Here is a 16,970-nt window from a genome sequence, read left to right on the forward strand (position 1 = left end):
TATATCCTAAATGGCTTTTGATTTCAAGGTGAGTTCAAAAAGTACATTATTTTCCTCTATCTATAAATGATACGGGACATTAGGGTTTCCACGTTTTATTGGCACAAAAAAAAGCCTATTAAATAAGGCTTTTTTTCCTATTTTTTAAGAAGCCCCAGCTTCTTCATATTCGATTTCTTCCTCGCCTAGTCGATGGTATTCATTCAACACAGCTTCTTGGATTTTTCCACGGGTACTAGAATTGATGGGATGGGCAATATCACGAAATTCTCCGTCTGGTGTACGTTTGCTTGGCATAGCAACGAACAAGCCGTTGTTTCCATCAATCACTCGGATATCATGGACGACAAATTCATGATCAAGCGTAATGGATGCGATCGCTCTCATTCGGCCATCGGTATTCACGCGGCGTAATCTCACGTCTGTAACCTCCATAGTAGTTCACCACCTTTTCCCAATATAAAAAACATTAATCTAAAGATTCAACGAATTATTTTAATTTCCTGCAAAATTGTAAAAATATTTTAGAAAATTTGGGAAAAAATACACAAAAAAACGGTGATTTTGCAACATATCAAAATCACCGTTTTTTTCACTTTACACCGCGATACTCACGACGGCTTTTGCAAAGGCCTCTTATTTAATTACTTTACAAGCGCAATGACTTCAATTTCAACTAAAACGTCTTTTGGCAGCCGTGCCACTTCGACACATGATCTGGCAGGACGATGCTCAGAAAAATATTCTCCGTATACTTCATTTACATCTCCAAATTGATTCATATCTGCAATAAAAACCGTAGCTTTGACAACAGTATTCAAAGAAGCGCCGGCCTCTTTAAGGACAGCCTTTAAATTTTTAAAGACTTGATGCGTTTGTTCCTTTATATCTCCGTTAATCAATTCTCCTTCTGCCGTCAATGGAATCTGTCCGGAGCTGTAAAACATATTGTTTACAATGATTCCTTGTGAGTAAGGCCCGATTGCCGCAGGCGCGTTTTTTGTTTGAACTACTTTAGTCATTTTCATCTCTCCCGTCTTTTTATAGAAAACTCATATAGTTTCCATCGCGGATTTCAACCGCTTTTTCTTTTAGGTTGATAGCGGAAAGGGTAAGCAGGGACATATATTCATCGACCAGTCTCTCGTTTACTTCCTCCGCTTCCACTAGCACTCCAATTCCTGCAACAGTCGCATTGAACTCATCCAGCAAATTAATCATCCCGTTGATTGTTCCCCCGGCTTTCATGAAATCATCAATAATCAAGACTTTCGATCCGGTTTTCAGGCTTCTTTTTGCCAGTGACATGGTCTGAATCCGATTCGAAGAGCCGGACGCATAATTAATGCTTACAGTCGATCCTTCCGTCACTTTATTGTCCTTTCTCACAATGACAACCGGCACATCGAGATAGCTGGCAACAGCGTAAGCCAACGGGATTCCTTTCGTTGCCACTGTCATTACGACATCGATTTCTCTGGCGGAAAAAGCGGATGCGAAGATTTTCCCCGCAGTTGACAGGATAGAAGGTTTACCTAATATATCTGTAAAGTAGAGATAGCCTCCAGGCAGCACCCGTTCAGCATTAGCCAGAGACTCTCCCAGCTTATGTACATACCTTTTTGCTTCATCCGCACTGATTCTCGGAATGTACTTCACTCCCCCGGCTGCTCCAGGGACTGTGAGGAGGGTTCCGATTCCCTGCTGTTCAAATGTCTGTTTGATAATCGCCAAGTCTTCACTGATGGATGATTTGGCTGATTCATACCGTTCTGAAAAGAAGGTTAAAGGCACTAGCACGTGCGGGTGGGTTAACATATAATTCGTTAAGTCCACCAACCTTCCACTCCGACGAAATTTCATGCACAATTACCCCCAGAATCCGAATATTTTATTGATAATATAACTTAATATACGGATTTAATCAAGGTCATTCTGCTCTCCTATCATGCGTACAGCATATACTTGATCACAAAACCCTCTTAGTCCGTTGTATATTCTGTGAACTTTTGATTCATATTGCACAAGTCCGAATACAGTAGGGCCGCTGCCGCTCATCAAGACCGCATCGGCACCGAATCTCTTCATTTGGTTTTTAATCATCGACACCTCGGGGTGCATTTGCAAAGTCACCGTTTCAAGGATATTGCCCAAATGCTTGCACATTTTAGGAAAGCTTTTTTCTTCAATGGCCTGAACCATCTCCTGGACTCGAGGATGGCAGGCATCTTTAAGGTTCAACTGCTTATATACTTCACCTGTAGAAACCCCGATTGTTGGTTTGGCAAGAACGACCCAGCAATGCGGAGGAGTTCCGATATGCTTAATTTTTTCTCCGCGCCCGCTGGCCACTGCCGTACCTCCGTACACGCAAAAGGAAACGTCTGACCCGATTTGCGCCCCCAATTCTGCCAGCTCGTCCAAAGATAAATTTAGCTTCCAGAGCCTGTTCAAGCCTCTCAGCGTAGCCGCTGCATCACTGCTTCCGCCTGCGAGACCTGCCGCAACAGGAATTACTTTCGTTATCATAATAGATACGCCTTTTTTCAGGTTAAACTTTTGTTTTAATAACTTCGCTGCCTGAAAGGCTAAATTTCTTTGGTCATCCGGCACAAAACGATTATGGGAGGCGACATGTATGATATCTTCATCCAGCTCTGTAAGTTCAATCCGGTCAGCCAAATCAATGGTTGTCATCACCATCTCGACTTCATGAAAGCCATCCTGACGTTTGTGAAGAACATCCAGCGATAGATTAATTTTGGCGGGTGCTTTTTCTAAAATGCGCATCTCTTTCACCTACTTCATTTTCAAACATAAGTATGGATATTGTAACACATAACTTGGAAGCAAATCTTCTGCTTTAGGAAAGATAGAAAGCATTTTCAAAAAAAGAAGCCGGCAGAGCGAACTGCCGGCTGTCACTGTTATGGTTTAACCCTCATCAGGCGGGGGCAGCAAGACCTCCGCAAAAATGTGAAGGTATACGTTATGCTTTAGTTCTCAAATGTTCTTCTGCAAGTTCAATTGCACGCTTTGTCATGTTTCCTGCATCTCTTGCGCGAATTGCACCCCAGCCTTCATTTTTAACAGTATCATAAAAACCAAGGTCTTTTGCAAGCTCATATTTGAATTCCTCTGACATAATCCCTCGTCGTCTGCCCAAACGAAACAACCCCTTTAACGAAATTATTTACAGTTCGTGCAACTCTAATAACAGTGACCCTTTTAGCTTTCCATGAAGTCAGAGAAATTCCCCCGAAAAATATTGGGTATTCGCGGAAAAAAGCAAAAAGCAGCAAACCAAATGGTTTACTGCCCATAAATGCTACTGAGCGAAGCATCTTCGGAGAACCGTAATTCTACCGTCTCAGTCAGAATATCAGCATAGCTGTATGAAACTCGTTCAAATGAATTTTCTTCTTGATCTAGTTGTATCACAAAAACTGAAGGGTACGTCTCAGCTAAAATGCCCGAACGCTCAATTGTCTTTCGGCGGCCACCGTTTGCTTTTAACGTAAGCCTTTTTCCTAAATTACCATCAAGCGATCTTTTGATATCGGACAACGACTTCGCCATTGCATCCACCTCACTAAGGTCATTATACAACAATAGCCTAATTTAGTCAAATAAAATTTAAATTATATCAACGTTGATAAGCTATTGTCAATAAAATTATTTTGACAAACATTTTGATTTTCGCCAATATTTTTCCACATTTTCCTCCAATTATGTACGTTTCTTTTATTTGCTTTTTTAAATAGTAAAAACCGCCTGTTTCGTGTCAGGCGGTTTTGGCTCTATTGTGAGGCATTCGTGTTTGTCCGAAGCGGCATTCCCGTCCTAAGTACCCCTTTTGTTTCAATTCCGCCAAGCCCTTTTTCTCTTGTAAGCGTGTTTCGCAGGACATCCCATACATTGATGTGCTCACGGTAAGGGGTGAAGCTGATCTTTGCCACAATATAGACAGGGTCAAGCGCATGAATATTTACTCGGGATGGCGAACTGGCAAAGTTAGCTCCAGCTCGAATAAGTGATTCAAAGTGGGATTGGCACGCACCGGCAAAAATGACCAGCTGATCGAGGTGAGGTATTTTTTTTCTCGCTTTTTGCACTGTTTGGACAAAATGCTTTGAATGTCTGTATGCATTGATATCGTCAATGCTGCCTTTTTGTTTGGAATAAGCGTCGTGGCCGGTGACCACCAATATATCCGGACGGTATTTATCAAGCAGTCCCTCTATGATGAGAGGCATCTTTTTTTCATCACAATGAATGCCAAAAACGGGAACACCGATTTTTTCGTAAACGGCCAGACACTTATTTAAATACACCGAATCGCCATCTAAATGAAGCACCTTTCCCGGCATACTAAAATAGTGCTCTTGATGCCTGTAGCGGCCGGTAGCTTGATATTCGTGCTTTTCCCGCGAAAGCTTATAATCTTGTTTAAGCAAATCCAGCGATTCACTTAACCTCAAATCATTCTCTCGCTTTCTGACTAGCTGCTCTTCTTTTTTGATCGTCTGTAAGTCAGTGAATTCAGCATCAGCAACTAGTCTGTACTCATCGCCATGAAGCATGGCAATCCATTTCCCTGTTTCCAGGCGTTCGATTGAAATAATGCGAAAAACAATATCACCGTGATAGGATTTGCGTGTTACCAGGTCACCTATTTGAAATTGCATGCTTTTCACTCCACACCTATACTCCCTCTACTATAAGGAAAACTTTACATCCCCACTGCTCGATCTTATCAGACACTAACTGGCAGTTATCCTTGTCATTAGCGAAGAAACTGCCTGTTAAAGCGGGATGAAGTTCTTATCTAGCCTATGTCAGCCGGAAGAAGAAGGTGATTAATATAGGCGTCGTTTCTGCAGGTGAAAAGCTCATATGTCGCGTGAAGTGGCATATAAACCTCCTCAACAAAAAAACAGCGCACCACTGGGGATGCGCTTATTCGAACATTTTGCTTTTTTCGTAATTCTATCTTTTTTTCTTACCATGCTCACTTATCAATCAGTTTACTGTCTCTCCACTGATTGCATCCCGGCTATTGTATGTTTCAACATCGAGCTTTTTCGTAAATTTGGAAGCCAACGTACCGGACAGCATGCTATCGTTTACGTTTAAGGCTGTTCTTCCCATATCAATGAGCGGTTCAACCGAAATCAGCAAACCTGCCAAAGCCACTGGCAAGTTCATTGAGGAAAGAACGATCAATGCTGCAAATGTTGCTCCTCCTCCAACACCGGCTACACCAAAGGAACTGATGCCGACGATTAAAATCAATTGGATCAGAAAGGACGGTGAAGTCACATCAATTCCTTGAGTTGGCGCGATCATCATTGCAAGCATGGCCGGGTAAATACCTGCGCAGCCGTTTTGACCAATGGTCGCACCAAATGAAGCTGACATATTAGCAATCCCTTCATGGACACCCAATCGATTTTTTTGTGCATCGATATTCAGCGGGATCGTCGCTGCACTGGAACGCGAAGTAAAGGAAAATCCTAAAACAGGCAGTACCTTCCGAACAAACATAAACGGATTTAGTCCGGATATAGCCAGAATGATGAGATGGATGATAAACATGGCGGCAAGTGCTGCATAGGAAGCAATGACAAACTTCCCAAGCTCAACAATTCCATTGATATCTGTGCTCGCTACCGTATTTGCCATCAGGCCCAAAATACCAATTGGGGTAAGTCTCAGCACAAGCGTCACAATACGCATCACAACCGCATAAACGGCATTCACCATGCCCGAGAAACGCTCCGCTTCCTCGGGTTTCTTCCTTCTTAATCCGAGAACGGCTATCCCAACAATAATTCCAAAGATTACAACGGCAATGGTGGATGTCGCCCGCTGACCCGTTAAATCAAGGAATGGATTTGCCGGAAGAAAGCTGAGAATTTTTTGCGGCGTTGTTAAGTCCTGAATCCCGCCGAGTTTCTCCTGAAGCGCTTCTCCTCGCTCCGTCTCAGCCTGGCCAATCTCTATTTCGCCTGCATCTAATTGGAATACTGAAGCACTGGCTATCCCAACTGCTGCAGCAATCATCGCTGTTGCGACAAGTATTCCGATAATCCATGCTGACATTTTTCCAAAATCAGCGGAATTTTTCAGGTTCGTAATGGATTGAATGATCGATACTAGTACTAACGGCATCACGATCATCATTAATAAGTTGACATATCCATCTGCTGCAATGCTGTACCAATCTGTAGTTGTCACTGTTACAAATGATTCCGGACCGAATACGACCTGCAGATATGCTCCGAGGACGATACCCAATATCAGTCCGGTAAATACACGCTTTGTAAAGGAAACATGCTTTTTTTGCATATAAAGTAAGAGTCCGACAATGGCAAGCATGATTACAATATTAAGCAGAATGAAAAATGTATCCATGACAAAAAAACCTCCTTCTATTTCAATTTATTTGTTAATTAATTTAACAGCGATATTCATTTTATACATATCAGGAAGCAGGGTCAACAACTAAGCTTACAAGAATAGTCGGATTTGTTCCAATAATCCAAACTCTAAAACTAACAAAAACGGTACTGTCCATTTTCTGCAGCTTAGCGGCATTCTCGCTAATAAAGCCAGAAAGGACAATACCTTTTTCATCAGGATCCTAAAGCTTGGCAAACAAAATATTTGCTAGATGGCCAAATTCTTTTATCGAAAGGGTTTCTCCACGGCGCCTCCCGTCAATTCCCGCTGTTTCAAGCGCATCTTCAATCATCTGTTTCCCTGCTTTTTCAGCAAAAAGATTGTTGATGAGATTGTTTTGCAGCGTTTTTCTTCGTTGGGCAAAACTTGCTTTGACCAACTGGAAAAAGAAGGTTTCATTATCAACAGAAACGGCTGGTCCATCTCGAAGCGCAAGACGTATTACTGCAGAATCAACATTAGGTTGCGGCACGAAAACTGTTTTCGGCACTGTCATAACAGTCTTCGGTTCCGTATAGAATTGAACGGCAATCGATAAAGAACCGTAATCCTTGTTTGCGGGAGCTGCAGCCATTCGATCTGCTACTTCTTTTTGAAGCATGACGACAATGCTATTTAATGGAAGTTTTTCTTCTAACAACTTCATAATAATTGGGGTTGTAACATAGTACGGCAAATTGGCAACGACTTTTATCTCATCACAATCCTGAAACTCTTCGTTGATAACTGCAGCCACGTCGGCCTTCAACACATCCTGATGAATCACTTTAATGTTTTCATAAGGTGATAGTGTATCGTCAAGAATCGGCAACAACCGCTGGTCAATTTCAAAGGCAACGACCTTTTTTGCTCGTTTTGCCAATTGCTCCGTCAAAGCTCCAATACCCGGACCAATCTCAATGACACCAGTCTGATCCGTAATTCCTGCATGGTCGGCAATTCGATGAAGGATATTGGGGTCGATCAGAAAATTTTGCCCCAGGCTCTTTTTGAAAGAAAACCCGTATTTCTGCAAAATTTCTTTTGTTCGATTCGGTGTTGCGATCTCTTTATTCATTTTGTTCCTCCTGCATGACAGCTTTCATAGCTTGCTTGTATTCACTTTTCGTAATTTGAAACATTTGCAGGCGTTTTTGAAGCTGCTTGCCATTAGTATATCCTATATTTAACCGGTCTCCGAGACGTTCTCTTCTCTTTCTGGAGACAGCACTGCCTATCAAGCCATCCTCGATAAGCTCTTCCGTTGTGATTTCCAAAACCGGATCTTCCATTTCTTCATGAACGGAGCTTAGGGACTCTCGAATGCTTTCCACTGATGCGTGCTCGACCCCGATCCCGCGGTTATTTTTCGGGATGGCAAGATGCTTGGGCAAAAACGCATGCTTACAACCAGGCACGGCTTCTGCGACCGTTTTTCTAATTTTTTCTCCGGGAAAGTCCGGATCCGTAAAAATAATGACTCCTCTCGTTTGCTGAGCAAGCCGGATTCGTTTAATGACCTCTTCGCCAATCGCAGAACCGTTTGTTTCAATTGTATCCGCATCTACGGCAGATTTTATTTTTGCCGTGTCGTCCCGTCCTTCTACTACAATAATTTCTTTTATCCTCATATATTCCTCCGTCTACCGAATGAAGCCTAAAGCTTATCTTTTCATTCCCCGCTTTGGGACAGCCATTTCACGCGAATAATTTAATATTTGAAATAAAATTGAAAAAATCGAGAAAAAAATGAAACTTTTTCTCTGATGGATCGTCTAATTACTAGAAACTCGAAAAGCTCCATTCATTATAACGAAAAAAACAGAGGGTGCAAAATCCCTCTGAATCGATTACTTAAGTACTTTTATTTTCACTTGCTTATTTCCCCAGCGATACGCAGTGGACTTATCAGGGAAAAACACATCGATTTTACTTCCCTTGATTGCCGAACCTGTATCAGCTGCAATGGCATAGCCATAGCCTTCTACATGCACTTTGGTTCCTAATGGAATAAAACTCGGGTCAACCGCGATTACTTTGGCACCTGGATTATTTTTCAAGTCAATTCCGGTAGCCGTACGGCCTGAACATCCCGAACAGCTTGCTGTATATGCCGTGGATGTAACATAATATTCTTTTCCGGTAGAATTACTGCTTCTCGACACCGGATTTTTTTCTGCTGTGGCAACTACTTGGTTTTTCTTATCCTTCGTTCCTACAGCAACAATTTTATCTATACTGTCGTCTCCAGATTCTTCTTTTACAAGTTTTCTGGAAACCTCTTTACCGTTTTCCTTAACAACGTCATAATGCTTTTTCAGGGTGCCTTCTTTTCCTTTTTGAACAACTTTTTCTTTCCCTGTTTCAAGTGAACGATCTTCTTTTCTTTTCACTTGATAGGCGAGCTTTTCTTCCACTACATCGGTGACTTTTTCGATTCGAGTTATTGTAACCTTATGATCTGCTGTTAATTTTTCGTCCAATGAAGGTTCGATTTTATCCATATCACTTAGTTCCAAATCATGTTGCTTTAAAAAGTCAGCGACCGTAGTCGAAGTCGTCCATAGCTGCTTTTCTTTCCCGGCATCACTTAGCTTTATTTGAAAAGCCTTATTGATCGTAAGCTTGGCATCTTCAGTAAGCTTTTTATCTTTTGAAGGCTGCACTTGATCGTGATCACCCAGAGCGAGCTTTTGCTCGGCAAGAAAATCATCTACCGTTTCTGCAGTTGTCCATATCGTTTCCTTTTGGCCATCCACTGTAAGCTGGACAGGCTTTGAAGATACATATGCAACTTTCATATTGTTTTCCAGCTTCGTTTGTATTGCTGGAGAGATTTTATCTTCACTTCTCGTGGAAACCCCTTGGCTTTCCAGAAGCTCTCCCACTGTATTAGCATGAGTTCTCAGCTGCTGCTTTTTGCCGTTAATAGAAACAGAGACTGATTGTTTCGTAAGCTCATGAGTTCCATAGGCGGTTCCGCTGCCTATAATAAGCAAGGACGCAGCAAGCAGAATAACTTTGCTTTTACTTAGCTTTACGGAAAACAGCTTTTTCATTTTTTGTACGATGAAAAACGCCTCCTTCTCCTCGGAGAGATTATATATAGTATCGTCAACCCTGTCAACCCTCCTAATTACTTACACTATAAGCCAAATGCACCCTCTATTATGCAAAAATTAACTAGAAAAGGAAAGAAAGAGTTGTCGACAAACTTATCCTATGAAAGAGAATCGGCGTGTAGAACTTTTTTGTAATATAGAAAAAAAGGACGAGCACATCCAGGAAATTACATCGAATGCTGTCATTTTATAGAGAAAATTTTTTCAGCATTTTTTGTAGTAATTTTCGCAATTTCTGCATATGAAACGCCTTTTAATTCCGCGATTTGTTCTGCAATATATTTAACATACCCTGGTTCGTTTCTTTTTCCTCTAAATGGATGAGGTGTTAAATAAGGGCAATCCGTCTCAATCAAAAGCCGATCGAAAGGAATTTCTTTTGCAACTTCCTTAGGTTTTTTAGCATTTTTAAACGTAACAGGACCGCCAAAGGAGATGTAAAAATTCATATCCATACATTTCTGGGCGATTTCAATACTTCCGCTATAACAATGCATAATTCCCCCTACCTCGCTTGCGCCTTCTTCTTCAAGAATGGCAACAACATCCTCGGTTGCATCCCGGTTATGAATAATAATCGGCAATTTCACTTCTTTGGCAAGGGCAATCTGTTTACGAAAAACTGTTTTTTGAATATCTTTTGGTGACTTGTCCCAATGATAATCAAGACCCATTTCACCAATGGCAACAACCTTAGGATGAGCGGTAAGCTCCTTTATCCATTTCAAATCCTCATCCTTCATATCAATCGCATCGACAGGATGCCAGCCTATAGCTGCATAAAGAAAGGAATATTCCTCAATCAACTTCATAGCTTTTTCGATGGTAGGACGATCAAATCCCACAACAACCATCTTTTCTACTCCGGCATCACGCGCCCGTTCAATGACTTCATTTACATCCTCATTATATTGATCTGCATTTAAATGAACATGTGTATCAAATAGCATAAAAAGCTTCTCCTTTCTTCTTTAGACAAAAAACAAAAGGTGTTCGACGAAATGTTACACGTGAAACACCTTTTGCGTATGTTCTAATAAGCTTACTTAATCCTGGCACCATTGGCTAACGATTCATCTACTGAAGCGAGTGAAAGAGTACCGTTATCTTCCCCTGCCAAAATCATCCCCTGTGACAACTCTCCCTTTAATTTTACAGGTTTAAGATTAGTCACGCAGATGACTTTTTTCCCGGTTAAATCATCAGGGCTGTAAAACTTAGCAATTCCGGAGACAACTTGTCGTTGTTCAAAGCCTAAATCAAGCTGGAGCTTTAGCAAGCGGTCCGCTTTTTTTACAGGTTCGGCTTTGATTACCTCAGCGACACGAAGCTCGACATTCATAAATTCATCAATGCCGATTTCAGGAAGCTTCTCCACCTCTTCTATCTTTGTTTCTTTTTTTGCAGCCGGGACAGAACCCTGCATTTTATTTTTAATGTAGGCGACTTCTTCTTCAGCGTCCAATCGCGGGAATAATGGAGAACCAGCTTGTACTTTCGTGTCAGCCAGCCTTCCGAACTCTGAAATGCTTTCCCATGATGTTAATGAATCCTCTAACACGCCGAGCTGCAAAAAGATTTGCTCTGGCGCTTTTGTTAAAAACGGCTTCAATAGAACAGCAATGATCCGCAGCGACTCTGCAAGATGATACATAACAGACTGCAGTTCGTTTTCTTTTTCTTTATCTTTAGCCAAAACCCATGGAGCAGTTTCATCAATATATTTATTTGTCCGGCTGACGAATTGCCACAATTGGTTAAGTGCAACGGAAAACTCCATATTATCCATTGCCTTTTCATATGATTTCACTGTTTGTAAAGCCATATCCGATAAATTTTTATCAAACGGAGTGACAGGTCCGGCATACGATTTGATTTGGCCGTCAAAATACTTGTTGATCATTGCTACTGTCCGGTTTAACAGATTTCCCAAATCATTCGCCAAATCGAAATTTACCCGTTCTATAAAGCCTTCGGGAGTGAAAACACCGTCAGAACCGAATGGAACCTCACGAAGTAAATAATAACGAAGAGAATCCAAACCATATCTGTCAATTAATGTGACTGGATCAACCACATTTCCTTTTGATTTTGACATTTTCCCATCCTTCATTAGCAGCCAGCCATGGGCGAAGACCTTTTTTGGAAGCGGAAGATCCAAAGCCATTAGCATAATCGGCCAATAAATGGTGTGGAAGCGGACAATCTCTTTACCAACTAAATGTACATCTGCCGGCCAATATTTTTTATATTTTTCATCCTGGCCAGTGTCGTAACCGAGCGCAGTAATATAATTCGACAGTGCGTCAATCCATACGTAGATGACATGTTTTGGATTTCCTGGAACCGGGATACCCCAATCAAATGTCGTTCGGCTGACTGCTAAGTCTTCCAGACCCGGCTTAATGAAATTGTTGATCATTTCATTTTTTCTTGATTCAGGCTGAATAAAACCGGGATTTTCTTTATAGTAGGCAAGGAGACGATCCGCGTATTTGCTCATACGGAAAAAATATGATTCTTCCTTAATCAATTCAACTGGATGGCCGCTATCAGGGCTTTTTCCGCCGGTGATTGTTCCGTTCTCATCACGTTCAACATCTACCAGCTGCGTTTCCGTATAAAACGTTTCGTCAGGGATGCTGTACCACCCTTCATACTCGTCAAGGTATATATCCCCGTTATCCAAAAGCTTTTTAAAAATTTTTTCAACGACTGTCTTATGGCGTGTTTCAGTCGTACGGATAAAATCATCATTGGAAATATCTAATTTTTTCCACAGTTCTTTAATCACTTCTGCTTCGTGATCCAAATATTCTTGAGGCGTTGTATTATTTTTCTCAGCGGTTTGCTGAATCTTTTGTCCATGTTCATCAGTGCCTGTCAAATACATCACATCGAAGCCTCTCAGCCTTTTGTAACGGGCCATAGCATCGCCCGCTACAGTCGTATAGGCATGGCCGATATGTAATTTCCCGCTAGGATAATAAATCGGAGTCGTAATATAAAAAGTGTTTTTCTCTTGTGGCATGGTAAAACCTCCTAAACAATATGTTCCGATGACAATAATGGCCGAATCAGATCAGACAGGCATTCTTTCTAAATGATTCGCCAAAAACTCCCGCCCGAAGGACGAGAGCGCATAATTTTATATTATATTTGTTTTTTTAACTCTTCTTATATGATACCATCTTAGCCTTTAAGTTCAAGGAAATATACATGACAGACACTTTTGATAAAAAGCCCTTTTTCAAATTTTTTTAAAAAATAAGACAGAAAACCTATTTTTTTGTCGAATAATGTCGTAAAAAACAACAAACAAAAATATCTTTAGTTCGAAAGTCTTGATTTTTGTTTATCTCGAATTGGTGAAGTTTATATCATTGAAAAAAGAAAAACCCTGTAGTATAAAGGTTTTAAATGCTTTTTTACTTTAAGATCTAGTTTTTACAAACTATAGAAGATTAAATGATTGACGTTTATTGGAAACCCTGTTATTCTTATAGGGTAAGGAATTTGTCGAATAATGACGAAGAACAAAAAATAAATGACTCTTGGGAGGAGAAAACATATGAAATCTACAGGAATTGTACGTAAAGTTGATGAATTAGGCCGTGTGGTTATTCCGATTGAATTACGCCGCACTCTTGGAATTGCAGAAAAAGATGCTCTTGAAATCTACGTGGATGATGAAAAAATCATTCTTAAAAAATACAAACCAAACATGACTTGTCAGGTGACTGGTGAAGTTTCTGATGATAACTTGAACCTTGCTGAAGGAAAATTGGTTCTTAGCCGCGAAGGTGCAGAATTGATTATCAGCGAAATCCAAAACAAGCTTCAATCATCAAAATAAGATAAAACATAAAAAAAGACCGCTCTCAGCCAGTTGTACGCAACTCCTGAGAGCGATCTTTTTTATTTATTTCGTATGTGATAGGCATCATATACTGCTCGTTTTGGAATATCGCGGTCCGTTGCGGCATTTTTGACGGCTTCTTTCGTCGAACAGCCCAGCTGGATGTAATGTTCGACATGCTCGATCTCGGTTAATTCATCCCACCATGCCGATGTTTGCTCGCTCTTTTGTTGTGAACCTTCTACAACAAGGCAAAATTCACCGCGAATCGTTTCATTTGCCGCCCAATCCTTTAGCTCTTCAGCCGTGCCCCGGATAAATTCTTCAAATTTTTTTGTCAGCTCTCTTGATACCGTGATTTGACGATTCCCCAAATGGTCATGAATAAACGTTAGGGTTTCTTTTAAACGATGTGGCGCCTCATAAAAAATAAGCGTTTCTTCACGGTCTTTTAACTCATCCAGTTGTTTTTTCTTCGTTTTCTTCGACCTGTCCAGAAAACCGAAAAAAAGAAATGGCTGAGGAGAAATACCTGACGCGATCAAGGCTGTGAGAGCTGCATTGGCTCCGGGCAGCGGGACCACGTTTCCGCCAATCGATACATATTCTCTGACGATTTCTCTTCCTGGATCGGAAATCGTCGGCATTCCAGCATCGCTGACTAGTGCGATATTTTTATCTTCTTTCAGCCATTCGATGATTTTATGTCCGCTGGATTCTTTGTTATGCTCATGGTAGCTGACAAGCGGGGTCTCAATGTCGTAAACATGGCACAGCTTCTTCGTTTGTCTCGTATCTTCTGCTGCAATATAATCCACTGTTTTTAACGTGTCTACAGCGCGAAAGGTCATATCCTCCAAATTGCCTATAGGCGTTGGAACCAGAAACAAAGTCCCCATATCAGAATGGCCGTTAAAACTTTTTTGGCTTTTCATTCGCTGACTGCCTCCCTTCTCGCTTCCAAATATCGTTCTTTCTTTTTTCGCGATAGTGTTTTGAAATGATATTCCATTTGCATCGCTTCTTGTTTAGTTGGATAAGCTTCGCTATGTACCAAGGAAACAGGGAGTCTGGCTCTCGTATATTTTGCCCCTTTCCCTTTATTATGTACTTTCAATCGCTTGTCCAGATCATTCGTATAGCCTGCATAAAAGCTGCCATCTCCACAAAGCAGCACATAAAAAAAGTGATTATTCTCCATATAGAATCGTCCTGACTTCAGGTGTATATTCATTTTTATCCGTATACACAAATAACGGGGGCAAGATCTTAAGGTCCGGTTTTCCGGCTTTGATCCCTTCAACCAAGATCGTATTCGCTTCTTTTCCCTCTCGGGGATAGACAAATCTAACACGTTTTGGTTCGATTTGATATGCCTTCATCAGTTCAAATATTTCAATCAGCCGTCCGGGGCGATGGACTAGAGCAAGCTTTCCGCCCTGCTTCAGCAGTTTGCTGCCCACCCGAATGACATCTTCCAACGTACAATGAATCTCGTGCCGCGCAATAGCCAAGTGCTCGTTCAGGTTTCTTTCTTCTTGATTCGGTGTCTTAAAATACGGAGGATTGCACGTAACTACATCATATTTATTATGACCTAAAACAACCGGCATATTTTTCAGGTCATCCTGAATCAAACCAATTTGATGCTGCAATCCATTGTACCCCACGCTTCTTACTGCCATATCATAGAGCCGCTCCTGCAATTCGACTCCGATGATTTCCGCTTTTGTCCGAGTGCTGAGCAAAAGCGGGACAATGCCATTGCCTGTACATAAATCGATGATTTTTCCTTTTTGAATCGGAACATACACGAATTTTGACAGCAGTACGGCATCAAGTGAAAAAGCAAAAACACTAGGGCTTTGAACAATTTTCATATTCTCTGCCAGCAAATAATCCAATCTTTCATCATCTCGTAATACAACCATATATTATTCCTTTCTTATTGTAACTCTTAAAGCATTATCACTGTTTCCTTGATTATAAACGATTTCTTTTGTTTTGAAACCGCGGGTGTTTGAATTAACCATAACTTCTCCAGATGCTTCGTCCATTGGCATTTCCTCTGTCGTGTTCCCCTGTACAGAGTTTCCCTCTGCTGACGATACAGTTTTTGTGAAAGTAACAGGAGAGATTTTATAAGCCCCGCCAAAATTAACAACCCCGCCGCCGGTAACACTGTTAATTGTAATATTGCATTGTTTTCTCATGTTCTATTCCTCCTCTTACACGCATTCTATGCATTCTTTTTTTCTATTCCCGTGCTCCTGTCTCTTATCAAATCAATCATTTTCTACAAAAAAAACTCCCGAATCTCTTCGGGAGCCATTTATTACTTCTTATTTAAAAAAGAAAGACAAAACAGACAATCACCGTCTTTACGGACGCTGCCGTAATGGATGGGGCAAATGTGAAAGCCTTCTTGATAAAGGCGCGCCAAATTATCATAGCCCTCTCCGATTTCCGCAGATACCATTTTTTCGGTTTTTTCTTCTCCAGAAACAGGCTCTTCTTCCACAGCTGCACCGTTGTTCTTTTCCTCAAGCCTTTGGCGGAGATGATTATTTTCAAGCTGTAGATAATGATTTTCTTCGATCATTTCACCAATATGAAGCTTTAAATCTCCCAGCTGCTTATATAAGGAGCCGATTTGTTCCTCCATACTGCTGACTGCACTGAATAATTCTTTTTTATCCAAGGTTCTCCACCTCGTCAATCTGTTGTTTGAGCGGAAACAACACCTTCTTCGAGCAATTCTTCCCAAGTGTATTCTACGACTTTATCTCTCTCTGTAAGCTCAACCTGAAGGATTCGTTCAAGGATATTCAGGCCAACCACTTTCGCAGGTCCGTCTGTTGTCGTAATGAATTCACCGATATCCGGAAGCTGTTCTTTTGCCGTTTCGTACTCATCATTTTCATATTTCAAGCAGCACATTAACCTTCCGCATAAACCAGATATCTTAGTAGGATTTAATGATAAATTTTGATCCTTCGCCATTTTAATAGATACCGGTTCAAAATCACCGAGAAAGGTAGAGCAGCAAAGCATTCTTCCGCACGGCCCGATTCCGCCGAGCATTTTCGCTTCATCTCTGACCCCGATTTGCCTTAACTCGATTCGTGTTTTAAAAATAGAAGCCAGATCCTTCACCAGCTCTCTGAAATCGACTCTTCCATCAGCTGTGAAATAAAAGATCACTTTGTTGCGGTCAAAGGTGAATTCAACATCTACCAGCTTCATATCCAACCCGTGCTCGGCCACTTTTTTTTGGCAAATGCCAAAAGCTTGTGCAGCGGCTTCCTTATTTTCATCAACTATCATCTTATCGCGCTCATCAGCAACACGGATGACTTTTCTAAGCGGAAGCACAATGTCATGCTCTTCCACCGTTTTATTTACGATCACAACATGTCCGTATTCAACGCCTCTGACGGTTTCAACGATTACGTTTGTGTCGCGCTCTATCTGAAATCCATTTGGATCGAAATAATAAATTTTCCCCGCTTTTTTAAAACGGACTCCAATTACATTATACAAGG

General features: G+C 41.2%; 20 protein-coding genes. 1 reads left to right on the plus strand and 19 read right to left on the minus strand.

Features of this window, described 5'->3' with window-relative positions; translation table 11 throughout:
- Positions 1–144 precede the first annotated feature (144 nt).
- The 13 genes from spoVG to metG all read right to left on the minus strand — a co-directional run bounded on the left by spoVG (position 145) and on the right by metG (position 12,597).
- Complete coding sequence (gene spoVG / locus JOC74_RS22810; protein WP_053605108.1) at positions 145–435, minus strand: septation regulator SpoVG; 291 nt, start codon at positions 433–435, stop codon at positions 145–147.
- A 209-nt stretch (positions 436–644) separates the two neighbouring features.
- Positions 645–1,022 carry a 2-iminobutanoate/2-iminopropanoate deaminase gene (gene ridA / locus JOC74_RS22815; protein ID WP_053605107.1) on the minus strand — a complete coding sequence of 126 codons (378 nt, stop codon included), beginning with the start codon at positions 1,020–1,022 and terminating at the stop codon, positions 645–647.
- 19 nt (positions 1,023–1,041) lie between these two features.
- A complete protein-coding gene (purR, locus tag JOC74_RS22820) occupies positions 1,042–1,863 on the minus strand; it encodes a pur operon repressor (protein ID WP_053605106.1) in 822 nt (273 codons plus the stop codon).
- A gap of 57 nt (positions 1,864–1,920) precedes the next feature.
- A complete protein-coding gene (ispE, locus tag JOC74_RS22825) occupies positions 1,921–2,790 on the minus strand; it encodes a 4-(cytidine 5'-diphospho)-2-C-methyl-D-erythritol kinase (protein ID WP_053605105.1) in 870 nt (289 codons plus the stop codon).
- A gap of 199 nt (positions 2,791–2,989) precedes the next feature.
- On the minus strand, positions 2,990–3,166 hold the full coding sequence (locus JOC74_RS22830; protein WP_053605104.1) for a small, acid-soluble spore protein, alpha/beta type: 177 nt from the start codon (positions 3,164–3,166) through the stop codon (positions 2,990–2,992).
- Positions 3,167–3,312: 146 nt separating this feature from the next.
- Complete coding sequence (gene veg, locus JOC74_RS22835) at positions 3,313–3,579, minus strand: biofilm formation stimulator Veg (RefSeq protein ID WP_053605103.1); 267 nt, start codon at positions 3,577–3,579, stop codon at positions 3,313–3,315.
- A gap of 221 nt (positions 3,580–3,800) precedes the next feature.
- Positions 3,801–4,688: a sporulation peptidase YabG gene (gene yabG / locus JOC74_RS22840; RefSeq protein ID WP_053605102.1), complete on the minus strand. Its 888-nt coding sequence runs from the start codon at positions 4,686–4,688 to the stop codon at positions 3,801–3,803.
- Positions 4,689–5,022: 334 nt separating this feature from the next.
- Positions 5,023–6,417, minus strand: a complete 1,395-nt coding sequence (locus JOC74_RS22845; protein WP_053605101.1) for an L-cystine transporter — start codon at positions 6,415–6,417, stop codon at positions 5,023–5,025.
- A 229-nt stretch (positions 6,418–6,646) separates the two neighbouring features.
- Positions 6,647–7,522 carry a 16S rRNA (adenine(1518)-N(6)/adenine(1519)-N(6))-dimethyltransferase RsmA gene (gene rsmA, locus JOC74_RS22850; RefSeq protein ID WP_053605100.1) on the minus strand — a complete coding sequence of 292 codons (876 nt, stop codon included), beginning with the start codon at positions 7,520–7,522 and terminating at the stop codon, positions 6,647–6,649.
- Entirely contained in the window at positions 7,515–8,075 is a 561-nt protein-coding gene (rnmV, locus tag JOC74_RS22855) for a ribonuclease M5 (RefSeq protein WP_053605099.1), read from the minus strand. The genes rsmA and rnmV overlap by 8 nt, the downstream gene beginning before the upstream one ends.
- A 219-nt stretch (positions 8,076–8,294) precedes the next feature.
- On the minus strand, positions 8,295–9,503 hold the full coding sequence (locus JOC74_RS22860; protein ID WP_053605098.1) for a G5 and 3D domain-containing protein: 1,209 nt from the start codon (positions 9,501–9,503) through the stop codon (positions 8,295–8,297).
- Between the two features lie 245 nt (positions 9,504–9,748).
- A complete protein-coding gene (locus JOC74_RS22865; protein ID WP_053605097.1) occupies positions 9,749–10,516 on the minus strand; it encodes a TatD family hydrolase in 768 nt (255 codons plus the stop codon).
- Positions 10,517–10,608: 92 nt separating this feature from the next.
- A complete protein-coding gene (metG, locus tag JOC74_RS22870; protein WP_053605096.1) occupies positions 10,609–12,597 on the minus strand; it encodes a methionine--tRNA ligase in 1,989 nt (662 codons plus the stop codon).
- A 540-nt stretch (positions 12,598–13,137) separates the two neighbouring features.
- Between metG and abrB the strand changes: the two genes are divergently transcribed.
- Positions 13,138–13,422, plus strand: coding sequence for a transition state genes transcriptional regulator AbrB (abrB, locus tag JOC74_RS22875; RefSeq protein ID WP_053605095.1), 285 nt, complete (start codon positions 13,138–13,140; stop codon positions 13,420–13,422).
- A gap of 62 nt (positions 13,423–13,484) precedes the next feature.
- Here the strand turns inward: abrB and rsmI are convergent, their stop codons facing one another.
- The 6 genes from rsmI to ricT form a co-directional block, all read right to left on the minus strand.
- A complete protein-coding gene (gene rsmI / locus JOC74_RS22880; protein WP_053605094.1) occupies positions 13,485–14,360 on the minus strand; it encodes a 16S rRNA (cytidine(1402)-2'-O)-methyltransferase in 876 nt (291 codons plus the stop codon).
- Complete coding sequence (locus JOC74_RS22885) at positions 14,357–14,626, minus strand: GIY-YIG nuclease family protein (RefSeq protein WP_053605093.1); 270 nt, start codon at positions 14,624–14,626, stop codon at positions 14,357–14,359. The genes rsmI and JOC74_RS22885 overlap by 4 nt, the downstream gene beginning before the upstream one ends.
- On the minus strand, positions 14,616–15,356 hold the full coding sequence (locus tag JOC74_RS22890) for a tRNA1(Val) (adenine(37)-N6)-methyltransferase (RefSeq protein WP_053605092.1): 741 nt from the start codon (positions 15,354–15,356) through the stop codon (positions 14,616–14,618). Before JOC74_RS22890 ends, JOC74_RS22885 begins: the two co-directional genes overlap by 11 nt.
- 3 nt (positions 15,357–15,359) lie before the next feature.
- On the minus strand, positions 15,360–15,638 hold the full coding sequence (locus JOC74_RS22895; protein WP_053605091.1) for a spore germination protein: 279 nt from the start codon (positions 15,636–15,638) through the stop codon (positions 15,360–15,362).
- 122 nt (positions 15,639–15,760) lie between these two features.
- Positions 15,761–16,126: a DNA replication initiation control protein YabA gene (yabA, locus tag JOC74_RS22900; RefSeq protein WP_053605090.1), complete on the minus strand. Its 366-nt coding sequence runs from the start codon at positions 16,124–16,126 to the stop codon at positions 15,761–15,763.
- A gap of 14 nt (positions 16,127–16,140) precedes the next feature.
- Positions 16,141–16,968 (minus strand): competence/sporulation regulator complex protein RicT, encoded by an 828-nt coding sequence (gene ricT / locus JOC74_RS22905; RefSeq protein WP_053605089.1) that lies wholly within the window; start codon positions 16,966–16,968, stop codon positions 16,141–16,143.
- Positions 16,969–16,970 lie beyond the last annotated feature (2 nt).

It is taken from the genome of Bacillus capparidis (assembly GCF_017832095.1).
GTDB lineage: Bacteria > Bacillota > Bacilli > Bacillales > Bacillaceae > Bacillus > Bacillus gobiensis.

Coding starts and splice junctions, on each gene's coding strand:
- JOC74_RS22895 (WP_053605091.1), bottom strand. CDS start 15,638: ATGAGAAAACAATGCAATATTACAATTAACAGTGTTACCGGCGGCGGG.
- JOC74_RS22885 (WP_053605093.1), bottom strand. CDS start 14,626: ATGGAGAATAATCACTTTTTTTATGTGCTGCTTTGTGGAGATGGCAGC.
- abrB (WP_053605095.1), top strand. CDS start 13,138: ATGAAATCTACAGGAATTGTACGTAAAGTTGATGAATTAGGCCGTGTG.
- rsmA (WP_053605100.1), bottom strand. CDS start 7,522: ATGAATAAAGAGATCGCAACACCGAATCGAACAAAAGAAATTTTGCAG.
- rnmV (WP_053605099.1), bottom strand. CDS start 8,075: ATGAGGATAAAAGAAATTATTGTAGTAGAAGGACGGGACGACACGGCA.
- JOC74_RS22890 (WP_053605092.1), bottom strand. CDS start 15,356: ATGGTTGTATTACGAGATGATGAAAGATTGGATTATTTGCTGGCAGAG.
- rsmI (WP_053605094.1), bottom strand. CDS start 14,360: ATGAAAAGCCAAAAAAGTTTTAACGGCCATTCTGATATGGGGACTTTG.
- JOC74_RS22865 (WP_053605097.1), bottom strand. CDS start 10,516: ATGCTATTTGATACACATGTTCATTTAAATGCAGATCAATATAATGAG.
- veg (WP_053605103.1), bottom strand. CDS start 3,579: ATGGCGAAGTCGTTGTCCGATATCAAAAGATCGCTTGATGGTAATTTA.
- ispE (WP_053605105.1), bottom strand. CDS start 2,790: ATGCGCATTTTAGAAAAAGCACCCGCCAAAATTAATCTATCGCTGGAT.
- ridA (WP_053605107.1), bottom strand. CDS start 1,022: ATGACTAAAGTAGTTCAAACAAAAAACGCGCCTGCGGCAATCGGGCCT.
- yabG (WP_053605102.1), bottom strand. CDS start 4,688: ATGCAATTTCAAATAGGTGACCTGGTAACACGCAAATCCTATCACGGT.
- spoVG (WP_053605108.1), bottom strand. CDS start 435: ATGGAGGTTACAGACGTGAGATTACGCCGCGTGAATACCGATGGCCGA.
- JOC74_RS22860 (WP_053605098.1), bottom strand. CDS start 9,503: ATGAAAAAGCTGTTTTCCGTAAAGCTAAGTAAAAGCAAAGTTATTCTG.
- metG (WP_053605096.1), bottom strand. CDS start 12,597: ATGCCACAAGAGAAAAACACTTTTTATATTACGACTCCGATTTATTAT.
- JOC74_RS22845 (WP_053605101.1), bottom strand. CDS start 6,417: ATGGATACATTTTTCATTCTGCTTAATATTGTAATCATGCTTGCCATT.
- purR (WP_053605106.1), bottom strand. CDS start 1,863: ATGAAATTTCGTCGGAGTGGAAGGTTGGTGGACTTAACGAATTATATG.